Raw genomic sequence first — 18142 nt, forward strand, 5'->3', positions numbered from 1 at the left:
CAGGTTGCCGGATGACGGCGCTAACGCCTTATCCGGCCTGGGGGATAGAATCCGCTGTAGGCCGGATAAGCGTGGCGCCATCCGGCATTAATCGCTTTTAGTACTGACGTGCGTTTTTCACCTGCTCAAACGTCTGCTCAGCCGCTTTTCGCACCGACGGAGATTCCGCCACCTGCGCATCGCCAGTGCGCCACCAGGCGGCATAGTCGTGGGTCATGGTTTTCGGCAGGACTTTGATATCCAGCAGCACAGGCCCCGAATGCGCACGGGAGGCTTCCAGCGCCGTCAGCAGGCTTTGCTCGTCATGTACACGCCATGCCCGACAGCCGTAGCTTTCCGCGTTTTTGGCAAAATCGACCTTCACCAGCGGCCCATCCAACCGTCCGGTTTGCGGGTTACGGTGACGGTTTTCCGTACCGAAACTCCCCATCCCATGCCCCATCTGCAGGTTGTTAATACACCCGAAGCTGGCGTTATCAAACAGCAGGATAGTGACTTTTATCCCCTCCTGGACGGCGGTTTGTAGCTCGGAATGCAGCATCATGTACGAGCCATCCCCCACCATGGCATATACCGGCTGCTGCGGCTTCGCCAGCCTGGCTCCAATAGCAGCCGCAATCTCATAGCCCATACAGGAGTAACCGTATTCCAGGTGATAGCTGTCCGGGGTTTTGACCTGCCAGATACGCTGTAAATCGCCAGGTAGCGATCCGGCGGCCCCTACGACGATAGCGTTATCTTCAATGTGCTGATTGATAAGCCCCAGCACCTTCGTCTGGGTCAACCTGGTGTTTAGCGTGTCGCCATATTCCGCCAACTGAGCGTCAAGATGCCCAGCCACTTCGGGTTCGTCATTGGGACGCCAGTCGCGCTCCCATAAACGTTGGCACTCATCGCGCCAGGCCTCTTGCGCCTGCGCGACCTCCTTCCCCCAATCGCTGCGGTAGTCTTTCAGTGTTTCAGTTAATGCCGTAAGCCCGGTACGGGCGTCGGCGATAAGCGCAGTGGCATCAAGCTTCAGTGCGTCAAACTCCGCCACGTTCAGCAGCAGGAACTCAACCTCCGGATGAGAAAACAGCGCTTTCGAACCGGTGGTAAAGTCGGTGAGGCGCGTACCGATGCCGATCACCAGATCGGCTTGCGGTGCGAGCTGATTCGCTGCCATCCCTCCAGTTACCCCAATGCCTCCGAGGTTAAGTGGGTGGTCACTAACCAGCGCTCCCTTTCCGGCCTGAGTTTCGGCAAACGGCAGTTGCAGCGTTTCAACAAACGTACGAAACGCCTCATGCGCGCCGGAATATCGTACCCCGCCGCCGCATACCACCAGCGGACGGCGTTTGCGGGCAATCAGCGCCCGCGCCATCGCCAGACGCTGCGGGTCGGGCGGTCGACGTTCGATCAAATGAACGCGGCGCGCAAAGAAGCTCTGCGGATAGTCCCAGGCTTCTCCCTGCACATCCTGTGGCAGGCAAATAGTTACGGCACCAGTATCTGCGGGGTCAGTAAGCGTTCGCATCGCGTTTAGCATCGCGCTCATTAACTGCTCCGGGCGGTTAATCCGGTCCCAGTATCGCGAGACCGGGCGGAAGCAGTCGTTGGTACTGATGCCAAGGTCATGGTATTGCTCAATTTGCTGCAATACCGGGTCCGGCTGACGACTGGCATAGACATCGCCAGGCAACAGCAACAGCGGAATACGGTTCGCCGTCGCGGTTGCTGCGGCGGTCACCATGTTTGCCGCTCCCGGCCCAACCGATGACGTCACGGCAAAAATACGCTGGCGCCGATGCTGTTTGGCGAATCCGGTCGCCATGTGCGCAATTCCCTGCTCATTACATCCCTGCATCACCTGCAAATGACCGGGTGCCTGCTCCAGCGCCTGGCCAATGCCAAGCACGTTACCGTGACCAAAGATGGTGGCGACACCCTCGACAAAGGGCGTTTCCACGCCATCGACACAGATATATTGTTGATTAAGGAATTTGACCAGCGCCTGAGCCATGGTCATACGTTCGGTTTGCATAAACCCTCCTGTCAGCCCAGCGTTGGCATGGAGAACGCGGCCCCTGTGTCCTGCAGCATCTCCGGCCAGCGTGCGGTGACGGTTTTCATCCGGGTGTAGAAGCGCACGCCATCGTTGCCATGAACGTTAAGCGCACCAAAAATGGACCGCTTCCAGCCGCCAAAACTGTGGAACGCCATCGGCACCGGAATAGGCACGTTTACGCCCACCATGCCCGCCTGCACTTCTTCGCAGAAGCGACGCGCACAGCCGCCGTCACGCGTGAAAATTGCCGTGCCATTACCATATTCATGACGGTTAATCAGTTCCACCGCGCTGCTGTAATCTGCTACGCGCACCACAGAAAGCACCGGCCCAAAAATCTCTTCTTTATAAATGGTCATCTCCGGCGTGACGTTATCAAACAGGGTCGGCCCGACAAAATACCCCTGCTCATGGCCTTTAACGCTAAAACGCCTACCATCCACGCGCAGGCTGGCCCCCTGCGATTCCCCACTGTCGATATAACCGAGCACTTTATTACGGTGTACCGAGGAGATAAGCGGTCCCATTTCGTTTTCCGGTGTCTGATCAAGCCCCGGCCCGACACGCAGCGCCGCAATCTGTTTTTCCAGTCGCGAGCACAGCTCATCTGCCGTTTTGTCCCCTACCGCCAGCACGACCGAAAGTGCCATGCAGCGTTCACCCGCCGCGCCGTAAGCAGCCCCCATAATGGCGTTGGTCGCCATATCCATGTCGGCATCCGGCATTAAAATGCAGTGATTTTTAGCGCCACCTAACGCCTGGCAACGCTTACCGTGGGCCGATGCCGTCTGATAAATGTATTCCGCAATCGGCGTAGAGCCGACAAAGCTCACGGCCTGCACACGCGGGTCAGTTAACAGCACGTCAACGGACTCTTTGTCCCCCTGCACAACGTTGAACACGCCGTCTGGCAATCCGGCTTCTTGCAGCAGTTTGGCCAGAGCCAGGGCGAGAGAAGGGTCTTTTTCTGAGGGTTTCAGCACGAAGGTATTCCCGGTTGCCAGCGCGATGGGGAACATCCACATCGGTACCATTGCCGGAAAGTTAAACGGCGTGATCCCGACGCAAACCCCGAGAGGTTGCATCAGCGAATGGCTATCGACGCCGGTACCTACGTTGGCTGAGTGTTCGCCCTTTTGCAGATGTGGGATGCCGCAGGCAAACTCCACCACTTCCAGGCCGCGGGTCAGCTCACCAACTGCGTCAGAGAACACCTTGCCATGCTCCTCGCTGATGATGCGAGCCAGCCTCTCCATGTTTTCTTCCAACAGCGCCTTAAAGCGGAACATCACTCGCGCACGTTTTAACGGAGAATGACGCGCCCAACCGGGGAATGCGTCGTGCGCTGCCGCAATAGCCTGCTCGGTTTCCTGTGTCGTACTCATCACCACCTGGCGGATCTGCTCGCCGGTGGCCGGGTTGAAGATTGCCTGAACGCGCTGGCCTGAACCGGTGACACATTCGCCGTGGATAAAATTCGCTACTGTCTCCATCCTTAACCTCTCGCTGTTGATACGTGACTGTTACCTGAACACTGTTATCTGTGTACTATATATGAAACAAACATTCCATTTTAAGTTGAAATAAAATAAATAATAATTAATGTGATCAAGGATGGGTTTTTATGTTAACAAGCGGAATCGCATGATTAGCGTGCACTGGCAGAACGTTTCAGCGAACGGTAAGCCTGAAGCTTTTGTTTCGTTTTTACAGCCAGATGAATGAGTGACATTTCAAAGACGCGGTTTTGCGTTTAGAATCATAAAACTATGTACCAGGAGGTAAAATGACAACAGCAACCAGCCTGAACGAGCTGCAGCAGCAAATCCGCGATCGCTACGATAGCCTGAGTAAGAGGTTGCAGCAGGTGTCCCGCTATGTGCTGGATAATACCAATAGCGTGGCTTTTGATACGGTTGCCGTCATTGCTGAACGAGCCGGAGTACCACCCTCTACGCTGATCCGCTTCGCCAATGCTTTTGACTTCACCGGCTTCAACGAAATGAAACAGCTGTTTCGTATGAACCTGGTAGAGGAAACCGCCAGCTACAGCGACCGCGCGCGCATGTTCCGTGAGATGGAAAGCGAAGCCGTACCGGAAACCCCGCTCGATATCCTGCAGGAGTTCGCCCGTTCGAATACCCAGGCGCTCCAGCAGCTGGCAGCCCGTGCCGAACCTGAAATGCTGGAACGCGCCGTACAATTGCTGGCAGAAGCCGATACCATTTACATTGCAGGTCTGCGTCGTTCGTTTAGCGTAGCGGCCTATCTCACCTACGCCCTGAGCCATCTTGAGTGTCGCCCTATTTTGCTCGACGGAATGGGCGGAATGCTGCGCGAGCAGATTAACCGCATCAAAGCGCACGATATCGTGGTGTCGATAAGCTTCTCACCTTATGCGGAAGAAACGGTGATGGTCAGCGAAACTGCGGCCAATGCCGGCGCGCGCCAGATCGTGATTACCGACAGCCAGATAAGCCCGCTGGCCACATTCAGCGATCTCTGCTTTGTGGTGAAAGAGGCGCAGGTCGACGCGTTTCGCTCCCAGTCAGCGACGCTATGCCTGGTGCAGTCGTTAGTGGTAGCGCTGGCCTACCGTCTGGGTGACGGGAGTAATGAACTCGGTCATTCTGTCGGGTGATGAGCGCCGCGAAAATTGACGATCCGCTTTATTACATTCCCGCCAGCGTGACGTGAAACCTTGATGTCAGCCGTTACTTTTCTGGTCGTTGAAAATATCGTCCTCATTCAGCGACCAGATAAAATACAATCCGTTATTACCATAAGCTACAATTATATTAATATTAGATAATCAACAATGCGCATGCTGACAATAATACGCAAAGGTTTACTATAGACCTGTCTTTTTTAAGCAGGAAAGTAAAATGAAAAATACAAAAGGGTTGATGATTATTGCCCTTGCTTTCACCCTGGCATCATGTGCTTCCATTCCTGAGAATATCAAAGGTAATAATCAACCCGATATCCAAAAAAACTTTATCTCCGTGCATAACCAGCCCGGTTTATATACCGGTCAACAGGCTCGCTTTGGCGGTAAAGTCATCAATGTGATTAACACCAAAAATGATACGTTGCTGGAAATCGCCGTTTTGCCACTGAACGACTCTGCTAAGCCACAAATAGACGCGAGCTATCAGGGACGTATTCTTGCCCAGCAGAAAGGTTTCCTCGATCCGGTAAACTACAGAAACCATTTCGTGACTATTTTGGGAACAATTCAAGGAGATGAGTCAGGATTCATCAACAAAGTCCCGTACAACTTTGTTAAAGTTGATTTACAAGGAATCCAGGTTTGGCATTTAACTGAGTCTGTCAACACCACCTATAACATGTGGGATTATGGTTACGGCGCATTCTGGCCTGAGCCGATGTGGGGAGCGCCTTACTACGCCAATACAGTCACTCAGGTAACTCCGGAGCTAGTGAAATAATCCCAGAGGTAAGATGGCGCGACTATATTCCGGAGTCAGGTGTTGGCAACCCCCCCCTCTCATCACCCCGTGTTTATCTTATTGCGCCATCCTGCTTCATGAGATCCTTCGCTTAACATGCATTCTTCCTGTTACATATAATTTTTAACCGCTAATTCTTTAGCGAAGAAATGGGCTTTACCCTTCTCATGCCTGACCATCTTTTTTTATTTACCGACAACTCCCCCACCCTGCATGCAATAAAAGAACATTTGTGTTTACACATTATTCAGGGATTACTATGAACAGAAAATGCTTACTGTTGATACCATTATTCTTTAGTAGCGTCATCATCACCGCCTGTGATAATAAACCTGCAGTAAAAACCGCCATGGAGCCCGAGGTCGGCGTTGTTACCTTAGCGCCCTCCTCAGTAAATATTAAAAGTGAACTTCCGGGTCGCGCGCTTGCGTTCGAGATCGCCGAAATCCGCCCTCAGGTTGGTGGGATCATCATAAAACGCAACTTTGTTGAAGGCGATAAAGTCAGCAAAGGAGAATCACTGTATCAAATTGATCCTGCCCCGCTGCAGGCACGGCTGGACTCAGCCAAAGGCGCGTTGGCAAAGGCACAGGCTACCGCCAATAATGTTCGTCTGACACTCAATCGGCAGTCAGCATTAATAAAATCTAATTACGTCAGCCGCCAGGACTATGACACGACGCGTACACAGCTTAATGAAGCGCAAGCCAATGTTGCCGTCGCTAAAGCGGATCTTGAACAAGCCACCATCAATCTTCGATACGCCAATGTTACCTCGCCCATTGATGGCATCAGCGGTAAATCCTCCGTGACCGTGGGTGCCCTGGTTACTGCCAATCAGGAAAACGCGCTGGTCACCGTTCAGAGATTAGATCCGATTTATGTTGATTTAACCCAGTCAGTACAGGACTTCTTACGCCTGAAAGAAGAGAAAGCCAACGGCCAAATCGCCCAGCAACAAGGCAAAATTCCGGTTGAGCTGATGCTGGAAAACGGCAAGCCCTATCGCCATACCGGTACGCTTGAGTTTTCCGATCCCGCTGTTGATGAGACCACCGGTTCGGTGACCCTGCGCGCCGTATTTCCCAATCCTGAAGGTGAAATTTTACCCGGTATGTATGTCACGGCGTTGCTGGACGAAGGCAGTCAACAAAACGTGTTGATGGTCCCCCAGCAAGGAATTACGCATAACGAGCAAGGAAAAGCCACCGCGCTGATCCTTGACCAGGAAAACGTAGTGCAACTGCGTGAAATAAACGCAGTGAAGGCCGTTGGTAATCAATGGTTAGTGACCGCGGGATTACGTCCTGGCGATCGGGTCATTGTGTCCGGATTACAAAGAATTCGTCCGGGAATCAAAGCCCGGGTCCTCCCTTCAAAACTGAACACATCTGACACGGTAGCTGAACAGTAATATTTCAGGCATTAAGGACACTTTCTTCATGGCCAACTTTTTTATTGAGCGCCCGGTTTTCGCCTGGGTGCTCGCTATTATCATGATGTTTACGGGCGGTATCGCGATAATGAACCTGCCTGTCGCCCAATATCCACAAATTGCGCCCCCAACCATTACCATCAGCGCTGCCTACCCAGGGGCTGACGCAAAGACCGTTGAAGACTCCGTCACCCAGGTGATTGAACAGAATATGAATGGTCTTGATGGCCTGATGTATATGTCATCCACCAGCGATGCGGCAGGTAATGCCTCGATTATCCTGACCTTCAAAACGGGTACGTCACCCGATATTGCGCAGGTTCAGGTACAGAATAAACTACAGCTGGCGATGCCTTCCTTGCCACAGGAAGTACAACAGCAAGGGATCAGCGTTGATAAATCCAGCAGCAATATATTAATGGTCGCCGGTTTTATCTCTGATAATAACAGCCTGAGCCAATATGATATTGCCGACTATGTGGCCTCGAACATTAAAGATCCGCTAAGCCGCACTGCCGGGGTGGGGAGCGTGCAGTTATTCGGTTCTCAATACGCCATGCGCATCTGGTTGGATCCGCAAAAGCTCGACAAGTATAACCTCACTCCCGAGGACGTCATTACCCAGCTCAAAGTGCAAAATAATCAGATATCTGGCGGGCAGTTGGGGGGCATGCCTCAGTCAGCCGATCAGCAGTTAAATGCGTCGATAATCGTCCAGACGCGTCTGCAAACGACCGATGAATTTGGCAAGATCTTCCTTAAAGTTCAGCAAGATGGTTCTCAGGTTCTGCTGCGCGATGTCGCGCGCATTGAGCTGGGTGCGGAAAATTATGCAACGGTTGCACGTTACAACGGCAAACCCGCCGCCGGGATTGCGATTAAACTTGCCGCTGGCGCCAATGCCCTGGCAACGTCCCAGGCGGTCAAACAAGAGCTGAACAGATTATCGGCCTGGTTTCCGGCCAGTATGAAAACCGTTTATCCCTATGACACCACGCCGTTTATCGAGATTTCGATTCAGGGTGTTTTTCATACTTTGATCGAGGCAATCATTCTGGTATTCCTCGTCATGTATCTGTTTTTGCAGAGTTTCCGTGCGACGCTTATCCCCACTATCGCCGTTCCGGTGGTTATCCTCGGAACCTTTGCAATACTCGACGTCGCCGGTTTTTCGATTAACACGCTCACGATGTTTGGCATGGTGCTGGCGATAGGGCTGTTGGTCGATGATGCCATCGTGGTGGTTGAGAACGTAGAACGTATTATTGCTGAAGAGCACTTGTCCCCAAAAGCGGCAACGCATAAAGCAATGGGCCAACTCCAGAGGGCGCTGGTTGGTATTGCCGTCGTGTTATCCGCCGTATTTATGCCGATGGCGTTTATGAGCGGAGCAACGGGTGAAATTTTCCGTCAGTTTTCCATCACCTTAATCTCCTCCATGCTGCTGTCGGTATTTGTGGCAATGAGCCTGACGCCAGCACTTTGCGCCATGCTGTTAAAATCTCACGAGGGAGAAAAAGCAAACACACATTTTCTGTTTACCCGTTTCAACCACTTCATGGAGAAATGCACTCAGCACTACACGGACAGCACCCGTAGACTGCTACGTCGCACAGGCCGCTATATGGTCGTCTATTTAGTCATTGGCGCGGGCATGATTGTGCTGTTTTTACGCACTCCGACCTCCTTTCTGCCTGAAGAAGATCAGGGGGTATTCATGACCACGGCACAATTGCCTTCGGGTTCAACGATGGTGAACACCAGCAAAGTGCTCGGAGAAATAACCGACTACTACCTGACAAAAGAACAGAAAAACGTCGCTTCTGTTTTCACCGTTGGCGGATTTGGTTTCAGCGGCCAGGGACAAAACAACGGTCTGGCGTTTATCAGCCTGAAGCCCTGGTCAGAACGCATTGGCGAAGAAAACTCGGTTACCGCCATTATTCGACGGGCAATGATGGCCTTAAGCACCATCAATAATGCCGTCGTTTATCCGTTCAATTTACCCGCAGTCGCGGAACTGGGGACGGCTTCAGGTTTTGATATGGAGCTACTGGATAACGGTAATCTTGGGCATGAGAAAATGATGCAGGCGCGGAACCAGCTTCTGGCTTTGGCCAACCAGTCATCCGGTGAGGTTGACGGGGTACGTCCGAACGGCCTGGAAGATACACCGATGTTCCGCATTCACGTCAACGCCAAAAAGGCTGAAGCTATGGGCGTTGCGTTATCAGATATTAATCAGACCATCTCCACCGCGTTTGGTAGTCGCTATGTTAATGATTTCCTGAACCAGGGGCGCGTAAAAAAAGTGTATGTCCAGGCCGATACGCCGTTCCGTATGTTGCCGGACAATATCAACCACTGGTACGTACGTAACGCCTCCGGCGCAATGACGCCGCTTTCCGCCTACTCATCCACCGAGTGGACCTACGGTTCTCCTCGCCTTGAACGCTACAACGGTCAACCCGCAATGGAAATTCTGGGCCAGCCGGTTGAAGGGAAAAGCAGTGGTGATGCGATGAAATTTATGGCATCGCTGATTAATAAACTGCCCGCAGGCGTCGGCTATGCCTGGACCGGTCTGTCTTATCAGGAGGCGCTATCCACAAACCAGGCACCAATGCTGTACGGCATTTCGCTGATCGTCGTGTTTCTGGCGCTGGCGGCACTGTATGAAAGCTGGTCGATCCCGTTCTCGGTGATGCTGGTTGTGCCAATCGGGGTGGTCGGCGCTTTACTGGCTACCGATCTGCGCGGCCTGAGCAATGATGTTTATTTCCAGGTAGGCCTGCTCACCACCATGGGGCTGTCGGCTAAAAACGCCATTCTGATCGTCGAGTTTGCCGTCGAGATTATGCAGAAAGAAGGGAAAACGCCGCTTGAAGCTGCAGTGGAAGCCGCGCAAATGCGCTTACGTCCAATTCTGATGACCTCACTGGCCTTCATCCTGGGGGTTATTCCGCTGGCAATAAGCAACGGCGCGGGCTCTGGTGCGCAAAATGCCGTCGGTACGGGGGTTATCGGAGGAATGCTGGCCGCGACGGTACTGGCAATCTATTTTGTTCCAGTGTTCTTTGTCCTCGTTGAAAATACGTTAGCGCGATTTAAAGCTCGACGCTGATCCCCTGCCCTATCCCTGGGTTTAGATTATTAAATCCCAGGGATGGGGCTTCGTTTGTCAGGTCTACGGTTATTAGTGGGCACGGCTATCCAGCGAGTTTCTCGTGGATAGCAGGGTAAGCATTACGCGGATTTTTTGTAGGGAACGACTGGGGTAGGTACGGAGGTTGTCAGTTCTAACGAATGCCAGGCTATCAAAACGGTTAATCAATAGTGCAGACCGGAACCTTTCAGATTTACAGCCAGTTCACCCAGTTTTGTATTCGGATGCTGATGGCACATTTTAACCATTTTCGGTACAGCTTCCGTTTCCACCTCATGCAGGGGAACATAATCATCGCCTTTAAAGTCCGAATTTTTATTAACAATCACAAAGGCAATTGCCGTCTTGTATTGCTGACTCATATCAACAAATTCTTTACAGGTCATATCTTGTGGCGCAGCTTCCGTTGCCTGAGTAGCCAAAGCATGGGTCATTGGTGCCATAACAGAGGTCACAAGAATAGCTGCAGAAACCATCATCTTAATATTCACTATGCGCTCCAGAAGTAGTATTAATTTTTATCGGCGAGCTTATCAGTTTTAACCAGCGTCGCATTTCTACGCAGACTGATAAAAGCTAAAGAACTAAAGATCATCTCGACACCAATAAAGATTGAGGTAAATACATACGATCTGTCGGGATCCATATTCAGCCATACGCCGGCAATAAGCAGGTCAAAAATACCAATGAAAATGTTCCATCCATAACCCGGACTACGGAACAGTTTGACCCCAGAGGCGATACGAAAAATCCCCCCCAGAATAAACAGGCAGCAAAATACCATTGCCAGTGAATTCATGCCTATCACAGGATTCACGAGGAAACAGTAACCCAGCAGTAACCACGCGATAGCAAAAAAGGCATAAGTAAATTTGGCTTTCAATTGCTTTTTACCTGAGCTAAACAGGCTATAAATAGAATAGAAACCACATACCAGGAACATAAAACCGGTTGCATAGCTTAAATAAACACCTGCAGCAATCGGATAAATCAAGCAGCAGATGCCACAAATCAACATCAACACCGCCATAATCGTCGCGTGCTTTTTATAATGAACGAGTGTTTTTTCATTAAACGCTCTCAGGCTACGCTGATTAAAAACAAACATACATCCTCCGTTATACATAAACGCAATGTAACCTGTTGACACAAGAATTATTACTCACTCAACATATGTTACTTACAGTGGAATGATAAGACTTCCACTAAGGAAGCGTATATAAGAACAAGAGAATGTCGCTATGCGTATATTCCTACACATGTCAGACATCTGACACTTGTAGGATTAAACGGTCATTATTCTATCTTGGCTCTGATTCCTCTCTTTAACATTATTTAATATGCTTATTGCGTTTGGTGACATATACCAAATTTATTCAGGAGAAAGTAATGAAAAAGATTATTCTTGCGGGTGTGCTTGCAACCATGATGGGTTCAGCACCAGTGATGGCTGCTACTGCTACCACAACCACTCCGGCGCAAGCTGCTACAGCAAATGTACAAAAAGAAGCTGCCGATGTTATGCAGGTCGCAGTGCAAGGTGCAAATGCGATGCGTGATATTCAGCTTGCTCGTCTGGCCCTGTTTCATGGACAGCCTGACAGCGCTAAAAAATTAACCGATGACGCGGCTTCCCTGCTGGCAGGCGACAGCAAAGATTGGGCGAAATTTGTAAAAGCTGCGCCTAAAGCCAAGATGATTGACGATCAGTACGTGGTTATTAACGCTACGGTCGCGCTGTCAGAAGACTATATTGCGACTCCGGCCAAAGAATCCGCTATCAAAACAGCGAATGGCAAAATGGCCAAAGGCGACTGGAAAGGTGCAGTTGATACTCTGCAACTGGCTGGTATCAGCGTGCTTCAGACCCAATACCTGATGCCTCTGAATCAGACTCGTAAAGCCGTTGCCAGCGCGCAAAAACTGCTGACTTCCGGTAAATACTATGAAGCAAACCTTGTGTTAAAAGGTGCTGAAGATGGCATTGTAGTCGATAGCGAGATGATCGGCGCAGGCCAGTAGTACTCAGCACTACGGAGTGTTGAACCAGGACTTTCTCTCCTGATCGGGCAGCTACGGCCACCCGATCAGGGGGATTAATGGCTAATCAGACTGTCTATCTCAATCTCAATTTCCCGCATAACAGCAATAATCTTCTGCAATGCCTCCTCGCGTACTGCCAGAGGAAGATCGTCATGTCGTCTGGATTCGAAAGGTTCGCACAGGTTCTGTAGCGCAGTGATACCCAGAATTTGCGCCGAGCCATGCAACCGGTGAAGGGCTCGCAAAAACAGCTGAGGCTCATCTTGCAAAACGGCTTTCTCAGCCGCTTGTATATCATTCAGCGTTGCCTCGCGAAATGTCTCGAGAATCTCGTTCATGAGTGCGCGATCGCCGCCGGTATTTTCCGTCAACACATTGAATTTCAAATGCCGGATTGTACAAGGAGACGAATAACCGGTTTCGATTTTACTCAATTCATGGGTCAGTGTCTGAATCGACACAGGTTTGAACAGGCACAAATTCATACCATTTTGTAGGCATCGATCGCGTGACTGTGGAAGTGCGCTGGCCGTCAGTCCCCATATTTGTAAATTCGGCTGTTGACGACGTAGCGAAGCCGCGAGATCAAACCCGTCTTTTTTCGGCATATTTACATCGGTTATCAGCAGATCGTACGATTTTTTCGCCAGTTTGGCTTCTGCTTCCTCCCCATCACACGCTTCATCCACGCTGTAGCCAATGGCATTCAACTGTCGCTTGAGCAGCAGGCGATTGGTTGGATTATCGTCAGCTATCAAAATAGACAGACACGGCAGCGGTAACAGAGTACCTGGCGCATCGCCATCCGATACAATTGACTGTCGAGCCGTTTCAACCGGCAGCGTTATGGTAAACGTGGTTCCTTGCAACGGGACGCTCATCAACTCCAGCGTCCCGCCCATCAGCGTCACCAGTTCTTTACAGATAAATAACCCCAGACCAGAACCGGTTTGTTGACGCCCACAGCGCCCCTGAGCGTAACGCTGAAACAACCCCGCCTGCTCCTCTTCACTAATCCCGCAACCGGTGTCGCTAATGGCGATGGTCAGGGTACCGTGATTCTCCCCGTCAGGCGTCAAACGGGCCGTTACATGAATGCTGCCCTGCTCGGTAAACTTCAACGCATTACCCACCAGGTTGGTGAGAATTTGCCGCAAAGCCTGCTGATCGACAAATACCCGCTCGTTTGCTGGCAACTGGCTAACGCAGGCAAGTGTAATGCCTTTCTGTCTGGCTAAAGCATCGAAAGAGTGGCACTGCAATTCAATGAGCTGCGAGAGATCTGTCCATTGAGGAACAACCTGGTATTTACCAGACTCAATCTTATCCACATCCAGAATCTTACCGATCAGCGCAAGCAATGACTGGGCCGTCGCCCCGGTAAGGGCAATCGCCTCTTTTCGCTGTGCCGGGCTGAGTTCTGAACTCGACAGTAATTCCACAAAGCCAACAATCGAACTTACCGGAGTACGTAATTCATGGCTCATACTCGCCAGAAAGCGACTTTTGGCCTTGGTTGCTTCAATCGCTTTATTCTTTTCGTTTTCCAGTTCTTGAGATAATGCTTCTTTGAGATGAAGCTGCTCTTCCAGTAGCCGCTGCGATTGTTTCCTTTTATTTACCTCACGGGAGAGTGAGATCCCCCAGATCAGGCTAATTGCTATCAGCAGCAGCGCGAATATCCCCAGTTGATAGAACTGTTTGCTATATCGACTCCAGAAATCGACCTGCGTATTGGAAATTTTCGACCACCTCTCCGTCATCTGCAAAATCTCACGTGGCGGTATGGCCTGTAGCGCTTTATCCATAACAGACTTCACCATCGGCTCGCGGGGAGAGATTGCAAAACTTACCGACGCACCAGGCATATCTGGAAGCCTAAAAAAGTGCATATTTTTCTGGTAGTAATGATCGACCATAAATCTTGCCGACAATTCGGTAGCGATTGCCGCATCAACGCTGCCCTCCTTAACCATGGCCATCGCAACACTGCCAGTATCCGCATTCACCCAGGTGGCCTGCGGATAGCGTTGCTTCAGCTCGCTTTCCAGCACATGCCCGGCAGGCAAAGCAATGCGTATCGGCTTCTCCAGTAGCGAATTGGCGGTTTCCTCACGGGAAGTGATCATCACAAATGCCACATTCATCAGCGGATCGCTAAAGGCCGAATTGCTCGGGTTTTGATGAGTTAGCGTGATAGTGGGATACATATCCCACTGTTCGCCGCTTATTTGCTTTGTCTGCTCACTTTTGGAGCTAGCTAAAATGGGTTCAAAATCGAGCCCCGTTTGCAGATGAATAATATTCAGCAAATCACCAACAATACCGCGTAACTCACCACTGCGATCGACCAGCGTATAGGGCGAGTAATCTGGGTTGATTAAAATGCGGATAACATGCTTTTTCTTCAACCACGCTTTTTCCTGATCGGTGAAAGGAATAGGCGCATTCAGATAGGCAAGGTTGCCGCGGTTCAGCCAGTTCTGCATGACTTGCATATGAATTTCATTACTGATTGACGTAATGAAACCATCAAGAATATTTCTTAATACAGGCTGATCTTCGTTAACGACAAAATAATTATATTGTTCTTGCTTATCAAAGTAGTGCGTAATAACCAGTGATTGTGAGAAGTATCGAGAGATACAATGACTGCTGGTGATATTGTTACCAATATAATATTGGTTATCGCCATTCACTACCGACGCCATAGCCTGATACTCGTCGTCATAAAATGAGACTTTAGCCTCAGGAAAAGCCCCCTGGATAACATCGATAAAAGGGCAATCCCGCACACACGCGACGCTAACCTGATGGTTCGTGGTCAGCGGCAGCAGAGTGTTTTTTAGCGATGTTACAAGCGTCGGCCATGTGGTCAGCAATGCCGAAGTGCGCAACAGATTTCCGCCAACATCCTGGCGTCGTGACAGTTGGGTTATCAGCGTATCAACATCGTTATTGGCGAGCGCGGCCTGCGCCTCTTGTTCATTATCATACTGCTTTATAATGATTTTTAGATTGAGGTTCTTTTGCATTAACGCAAGGTAATCCGCGTTGACGCCCCGATAATATTCACCGCTATTTTGATAAACAATGGGGGAGACTTCCGGTAACCAGGTGCCAACAACCAAGGTTTTTTTATGCGCTAACCAGTTTGTTTCTTCCCTGTTCAAGCCGATATTTTGCACTGAGGTATTATAGTTACTTTTTAGCTCAACTTGCCGAGCTGAGCTTACACCCGTAGACAACCCGATGGTAAAGATGACCATCAAAAAAATAAAAAAGCGTTCCAGCATTACTCTATCCTATTTTATTTCTCTGCGCATAATCATAAATTTCAATTAATGATGAACAATCTAATTTTTCCATCAACCGGCTTTTATAGGTACTTACCGTTTTATTACTGATATTCATTTTGCTGGCAATTGTGCTGTAATCCATGCCATTAAGGATATAACGCAATACTCTCATTTCCTGGTTCGACAACGTATCAAGCTTATCCTGCTCGCTGACGGATGAACCAGTAAAATGCTCAAGGGAAAAGGGAAAATAGCTATAGCCATTTTTTGCTGCTTCGATTGCGGCAAGAATATTATTCATACCTTCTTTTTTACTCACAAATCCGTTGGCACCGTATTCGGCGCTACGTTTGCCGTAAAAAATTTCATTTTTGGCTGAAATGATAATGATTACACCAGCATAGTGCCGCTTTCTCAGCTGCTCCAGCACTTCGATGCCACTGATACCCGGAATATCCACATCGATAATCAACAGCTCCGGTTTGGTTTTTTCAACGGTTTGAACCACTTGATCCCCACTGTCGAGTTCGGTGGTCACAGCGATACCATTGGTATCGAGTAAGTTGCGGATGGCAATGCGAGCCAATGGGTGATCGTCAACGATTATCGCGTTCATTGCGTATAAGAATCCCGATAAATAAAGAGAGGCGATGGCTATAGAGCAGATGAGTCTTCAATATTATGTTTTATAAACGCAAGACTTTAAGAGGAAAATTCTAGCATAGCCACGCGTATATTTTATTATTTTTTCATAATTCGAATGAATAAATCATAAAAATAACATTTTGATTTACAAAAATTAAACTTTGAACCTTTGCGAATATCAAATCATTAACACAACGTAAAAGAAAATTCCTACACATGTAGGACAGGTCTTTCATTTATTAGGGTTCATTCTTAACAAAGTTATTAATATCAATAGCGTAGTAAGCATTAGAACCGTAAAAATACGGAAAATGCCCTCATCTGACGAACATTCCGTTAGGGTGGCATGGTGGAAAGCCGCCATCAAATAGCCGCTTACGTTGAACATTCCCATGCATATTTCTATACCAGCAACTTTACATTACAAACAAATATTATTTTTCAATACGTTGCCTACGACCGTTTTTTGTTAATTTTATTTCTATATGAAATTATCCTACACTTGTCTTTATGCTTAAATAAAGCAGAAACAGCGCATTTTCAAATTTCCAGGTTACATCGATGCGCTGCTAAAAAAATAAGATAGCGCATTTTTTCATACTTTCGGGTGATAACAATTTTACTAACCTGAATTTTGGAGAAACTGTAAACACAGAGGGATCGTACACTGGCACAACCTGGCGGGAAGAAAAACCGGCCAACGTTAAAAGCACCACTTTCACATTCTAAGGAGAAAAATAGGTTACCAGAACAGCAACTTACGTTTCGCTTCTGGTAGTAAGCAAAGCAATTGATTGATGGCGTATAGCAAAATGAATCAAATACGAGAATCATTAAACAATGTTGTATTCCCTGACACAATGCCTGACGCATGGCCTTATCAATCCTGGTGTTCACCTGAAGATATTGATACCGATATTACATGGTACTCATTTACTGAGCTGGATTTGATGATCGAAGCATGGCTGGGTAAAGACTCACTCATCCCGGTGAACAAAACCGTATGGGGTTTTGTGAACGAAAATGAACCATTAATCCAGATAGTTATCCACGAAGATATTGCATATATTGCAATTAATCACAGATTCTATTCATGGGTAATTATTGTTGCGGGAGCATACAACTTAAACATCAGTCTCGACCTTGCCTCCATATTTAAACACACAGCCTTAGCCGATACAGCACTATGTATTATAGCCAATCGCGTTGACATACATTCAGTAGAGGTTTCTCTTAACACCGCCCGATCTTTTATGAACTTTGTTTTCTTTCATGAATTGGTTCATTTGATGTGTTACCAACATCAATACATCAAGATGAATGGCAACCAACTTCCGTATATCAGGACCATGGAGTTTATTGCCGACTTTTTAGCGTACGAACATTCACTCATGCCTGTAACATACGAATATACCGTACAAAAAGACAACTGGGATCTGCACATGAGCACCGCTCGATGCCTTGGCTTTGTCGTCGCGTCCTATTTCATCATTAAGACGAAACAGATCAACAACTTAAATCTATATCCATCCATAAATGAAAGAACCACCTTGTTGCTGAGTTATATATTATCGCCATCTTTAACGCGGAGTGAACGGGAGGGATTACTGCTAAAATATGAAGCCAGTGGAATAATGGATGCTTATATCCGGCGAGGAAAGTTAGGATTTAATATTGGCAATAATGATTCCCTCATCTCGACTGACTATTCTGCATGTCGTTGTAATTGCAGCAAATGCAGTGCATTCGCCAACGAGATATGTAACAAGGCCAAACCATTGAACAGCGAAGTATTAAACCATATGAGCATTTATACAGAATGCTTCCCTAAAAATAAGGTTTTTTACCCCTATCCTGTTATAGATAAAAGAGATAACAAAACATCTCATTTTTGTAGTTTACAAAATCCTATACTGTTTTCCTTAGAGAAAACGATTAAAAGATCCTCTGCATTTCTTTCCAACCGATTCCTGAGTTTCCACTAAGAGCCTAATGGGATAGGCTCTTAATCACTTATTTCCGTCATCCTTAATG

12 protein-coding genes are annotated in these 18142 nt (G+C 48.7%); 6 read left to right on the forward strand and 6 right to left on the reverse strand.

Going from position 1 to position 18142, the window contains the following annotated elements:
* Positions 1-97: 97 nt before the first annotated feature.
* Positions 98-2023: a 3D-(3,5/4)-trihydroxycyclohexane-1,2-dione acylhydrolase (decyclizing) gene (gene iolD, locus OGY06_RS18400; RefSeq protein WP_003826094.1), complete on the reverse strand. Its 1926-nt coding sequence runs from the start codon at positions 2021-2023 to the stop codon at positions 98-100.
* Positions 2024-2034: 11 nt separating this feature from the next.
* Positions 2035-3540, reverse strand: a complete 1506-nt coding sequence (locus OGY06_RS18405) for a CoA-acylating methylmalonate-semialdehyde dehydrogenase (RefSeq protein WP_003839780.1) — start codon at positions 3538-3540, stop codon at positions 2035-2037.
* Positions 3541-3833: 293 nt separating this feature from the next.
* On the opposite strand from OGY06_RS18405, the gene OGY06_RS18410 reads away from it, so the two are divergent.
* From OGY06_RS18410 to OGY06_RS18425, 4 genes are all read left to right on the forward strand, one after another.
* The gene (locus OGY06_RS18410) at positions 3834-4688 is read left to right on the forward strand and encodes a MurR/RpiR family transcriptional regulator (protein WP_003826091.1); all 855 of its coding nucleotides are present in this window, start codon (positions 3834-3836) and stop codon (positions 4686-4688) included.
* Positions 4689-4932: 244 nt separating this feature from the next.
* On the forward strand, positions 4933-5499 hold the full coding sequence (locus tag OGY06_RS18415; protein WP_003826090.1) for a Slp family lipoprotein: 567 nt from the start codon (positions 4933-4935) through the stop codon (positions 5497-5499).
* Between the two features lie 280 nt (positions 5500-5779).
* Positions 5780-6934: an efflux RND transporter periplasmic adaptor subunit gene (locus tag OGY06_RS18420; protein ID WP_003826087.1), complete on the forward strand. Its 1155-nt coding sequence runs from the start codon at positions 5780-5782 to the stop codon at positions 6932-6934.
* 28 nt (positions 6935-6962) lie between these two features.
* Positions 6963-10079 carry an efflux RND transporter permease subunit gene (locus tag OGY06_RS18425; protein ID WP_191236074.1) on the forward strand — a complete coding sequence of 1039 codons (3117 nt, stop codon included), beginning with the start codon at positions 6963-6965 and terminating at the stop codon, positions 10077-10079.
* Positions 10080-10285: 206 nt separating this feature from the next.
* Here OGY06_RS18425 and OGY06_RS18430 read toward each other — a convergent pair whose 3' ends face one another.
* On the reverse strand, positions 10286-10633 hold the full coding sequence (locus OGY06_RS18430) for an HdeA/HdeB family chaperone (protein ID WP_353622742.1): 348 nt from the start codon (positions 10631-10633) through the stop codon (positions 10286-10288).
* A complete protein-coding gene (locus OGY06_RS18435) occupies positions 10633-11229 on the reverse strand; it encodes a DUF308 domain-containing protein (RefSeq protein ID WP_003826082.1) in 597 nt (198 codons plus the stop codon). The genes OGY06_RS18430 and OGY06_RS18435 overlap by 1 nt, the downstream gene beginning before the upstream one ends.
* A gap of 281 nt (positions 11230-11510) precedes the next feature.
* On the opposite strand from OGY06_RS18435, the gene OGY06_RS18440 reads away from it, so the two are divergent.
* Complete coding sequence (locus OGY06_RS18440) at positions 11511-12143, forward strand: YfdX family protein (RefSeq protein ID WP_003826081.1); 633 nt, start codon at positions 11511-11513, stop codon at positions 12141-12143.
* 74 nt (positions 12144-12217) lie between these two features.
* Here OGY06_RS18440 and OGY06_RS18445 read toward each other — a convergent pair whose 3' ends face one another.
* Together OGY06_RS18445 and evgA are read right to left on the reverse strand one after the other, a co-directional pair.
* Positions 12218-15460 (reverse strand): ATP-binding protein, encoded by a 3243-nt coding sequence (locus tag OGY06_RS18445; protein ID WP_286605862.1) that lies wholly within the window; start codon positions 15458-15460, stop codon positions 12218-12220.
* A 4-nt stretch (positions 15461-15464) separates the two neighbouring features.
* On the reverse strand, positions 15465-16079 hold the full coding sequence (evgA, locus tag OGY06_RS18450; RefSeq protein ID WP_003826078.1) for an acid-sensing system DNA-binding response regulator EvgA: 615 nt from the start codon (positions 16077-16079) through the stop codon (positions 15465-15467).
* An 841-nt stretch (positions 16080-16920) separates the two neighbouring features.
* Between evgA and OGY06_RS18455 the strand changes: the two genes are divergently transcribed.
* A complete protein-coding gene (locus OGY06_RS18455) occupies positions 16921-18093 on the forward strand; it encodes a hypothetical protein (RefSeq protein ID WP_286605864.1) in 1173 nt (390 codons plus the stop codon).
* Positions 18094-18142 lie beyond the last annotated feature (49 nt).

The sequence above is a fragment of the Citrobacter sp. Cpo147 genome (assembly GCF_030332405.1).
In the GTDB taxonomy this organism is placed as follows: Bacteria; Pseudomonadota; Gammaproteobacteria; order Enterobacterales; family Enterobacteriaceae; genus Citrobacter; species Citrobacter portucalensis.

Excerpts from the sequence above, each read along its gene's own strand:
- iolD (WP_003826094.1), bottom strand. The coding sequence starts at position 2,023 with ATGCAAACCGAACGTATGACCATGGCTCAGGCGCTGGTCAAATTCCTT.
- OGY06_RS18405 (WP_003839780.1), bottom strand. The coding sequence starts at position 3,540 with ATGGAGACAGTAGCGAATTTTATCCACGGCGAATGTGTCACCGGTTCA.
- OGY06_RS18410 (WP_003826091.1), top strand. The coding sequence starts at position 3,834 with ATGACAACAGCAACCAGCCTGAACGAGCTGCAGCAGCAAATCCGCGAT.
- OGY06_RS18415 (WP_003826090.1), top strand. The coding sequence starts at position 4,933 with ATGAAAAATACAAAAGGGTTGATGATTATTGCCCTTGCTTTCACCCTG.
- OGY06_RS18420 (WP_003826087.1), top strand. The coding sequence starts at position 5,780 with ATGAACAGAAAATGCTTACTGTTGATACCATTATTCTTTAGTAGCGTC.
- OGY06_RS18425 (WP_191236074.1), top strand. The coding sequence starts at position 6,963 with ATGGCCAACTTTTTTATTGAGCGCCCGGTTTTCGCCTGGGTGCTCGCT.
- OGY06_RS18435 (WP_003826082.1), bottom strand. The coding sequence starts at position 11,229 with ATGTTTGTTTTTAATCAGCGTAGCCTGAGAGCGTTTAATGAAAAAACA.
- OGY06_RS18440 (WP_003826081.1), top strand. The coding sequence starts at position 11,511 with ATGAAAAAGATTATTCTTGCGGGTGTGCTTGCAACCATGATGGGTTCA.
- OGY06_RS18445 (WP_286605862.1), bottom strand. The coding sequence starts at position 15,460 with ATGCTGGAACGCTTTTTTATTTTTTTGATGGTCATCTTTACCATCGGG.
- evgA (WP_003826078.1), bottom strand. The coding sequence starts at position 16,079 with ATGAACGCGATAATCGTTGACGATCACCCATTGGCTCGCATTGCCATC.
- OGY06_RS18455 (WP_286605864.1), top strand. The coding sequence starts at position 16,921 with ATGAATCAAATACGAGAATCATTAAACAATGTTGTATTCCCTGACACA.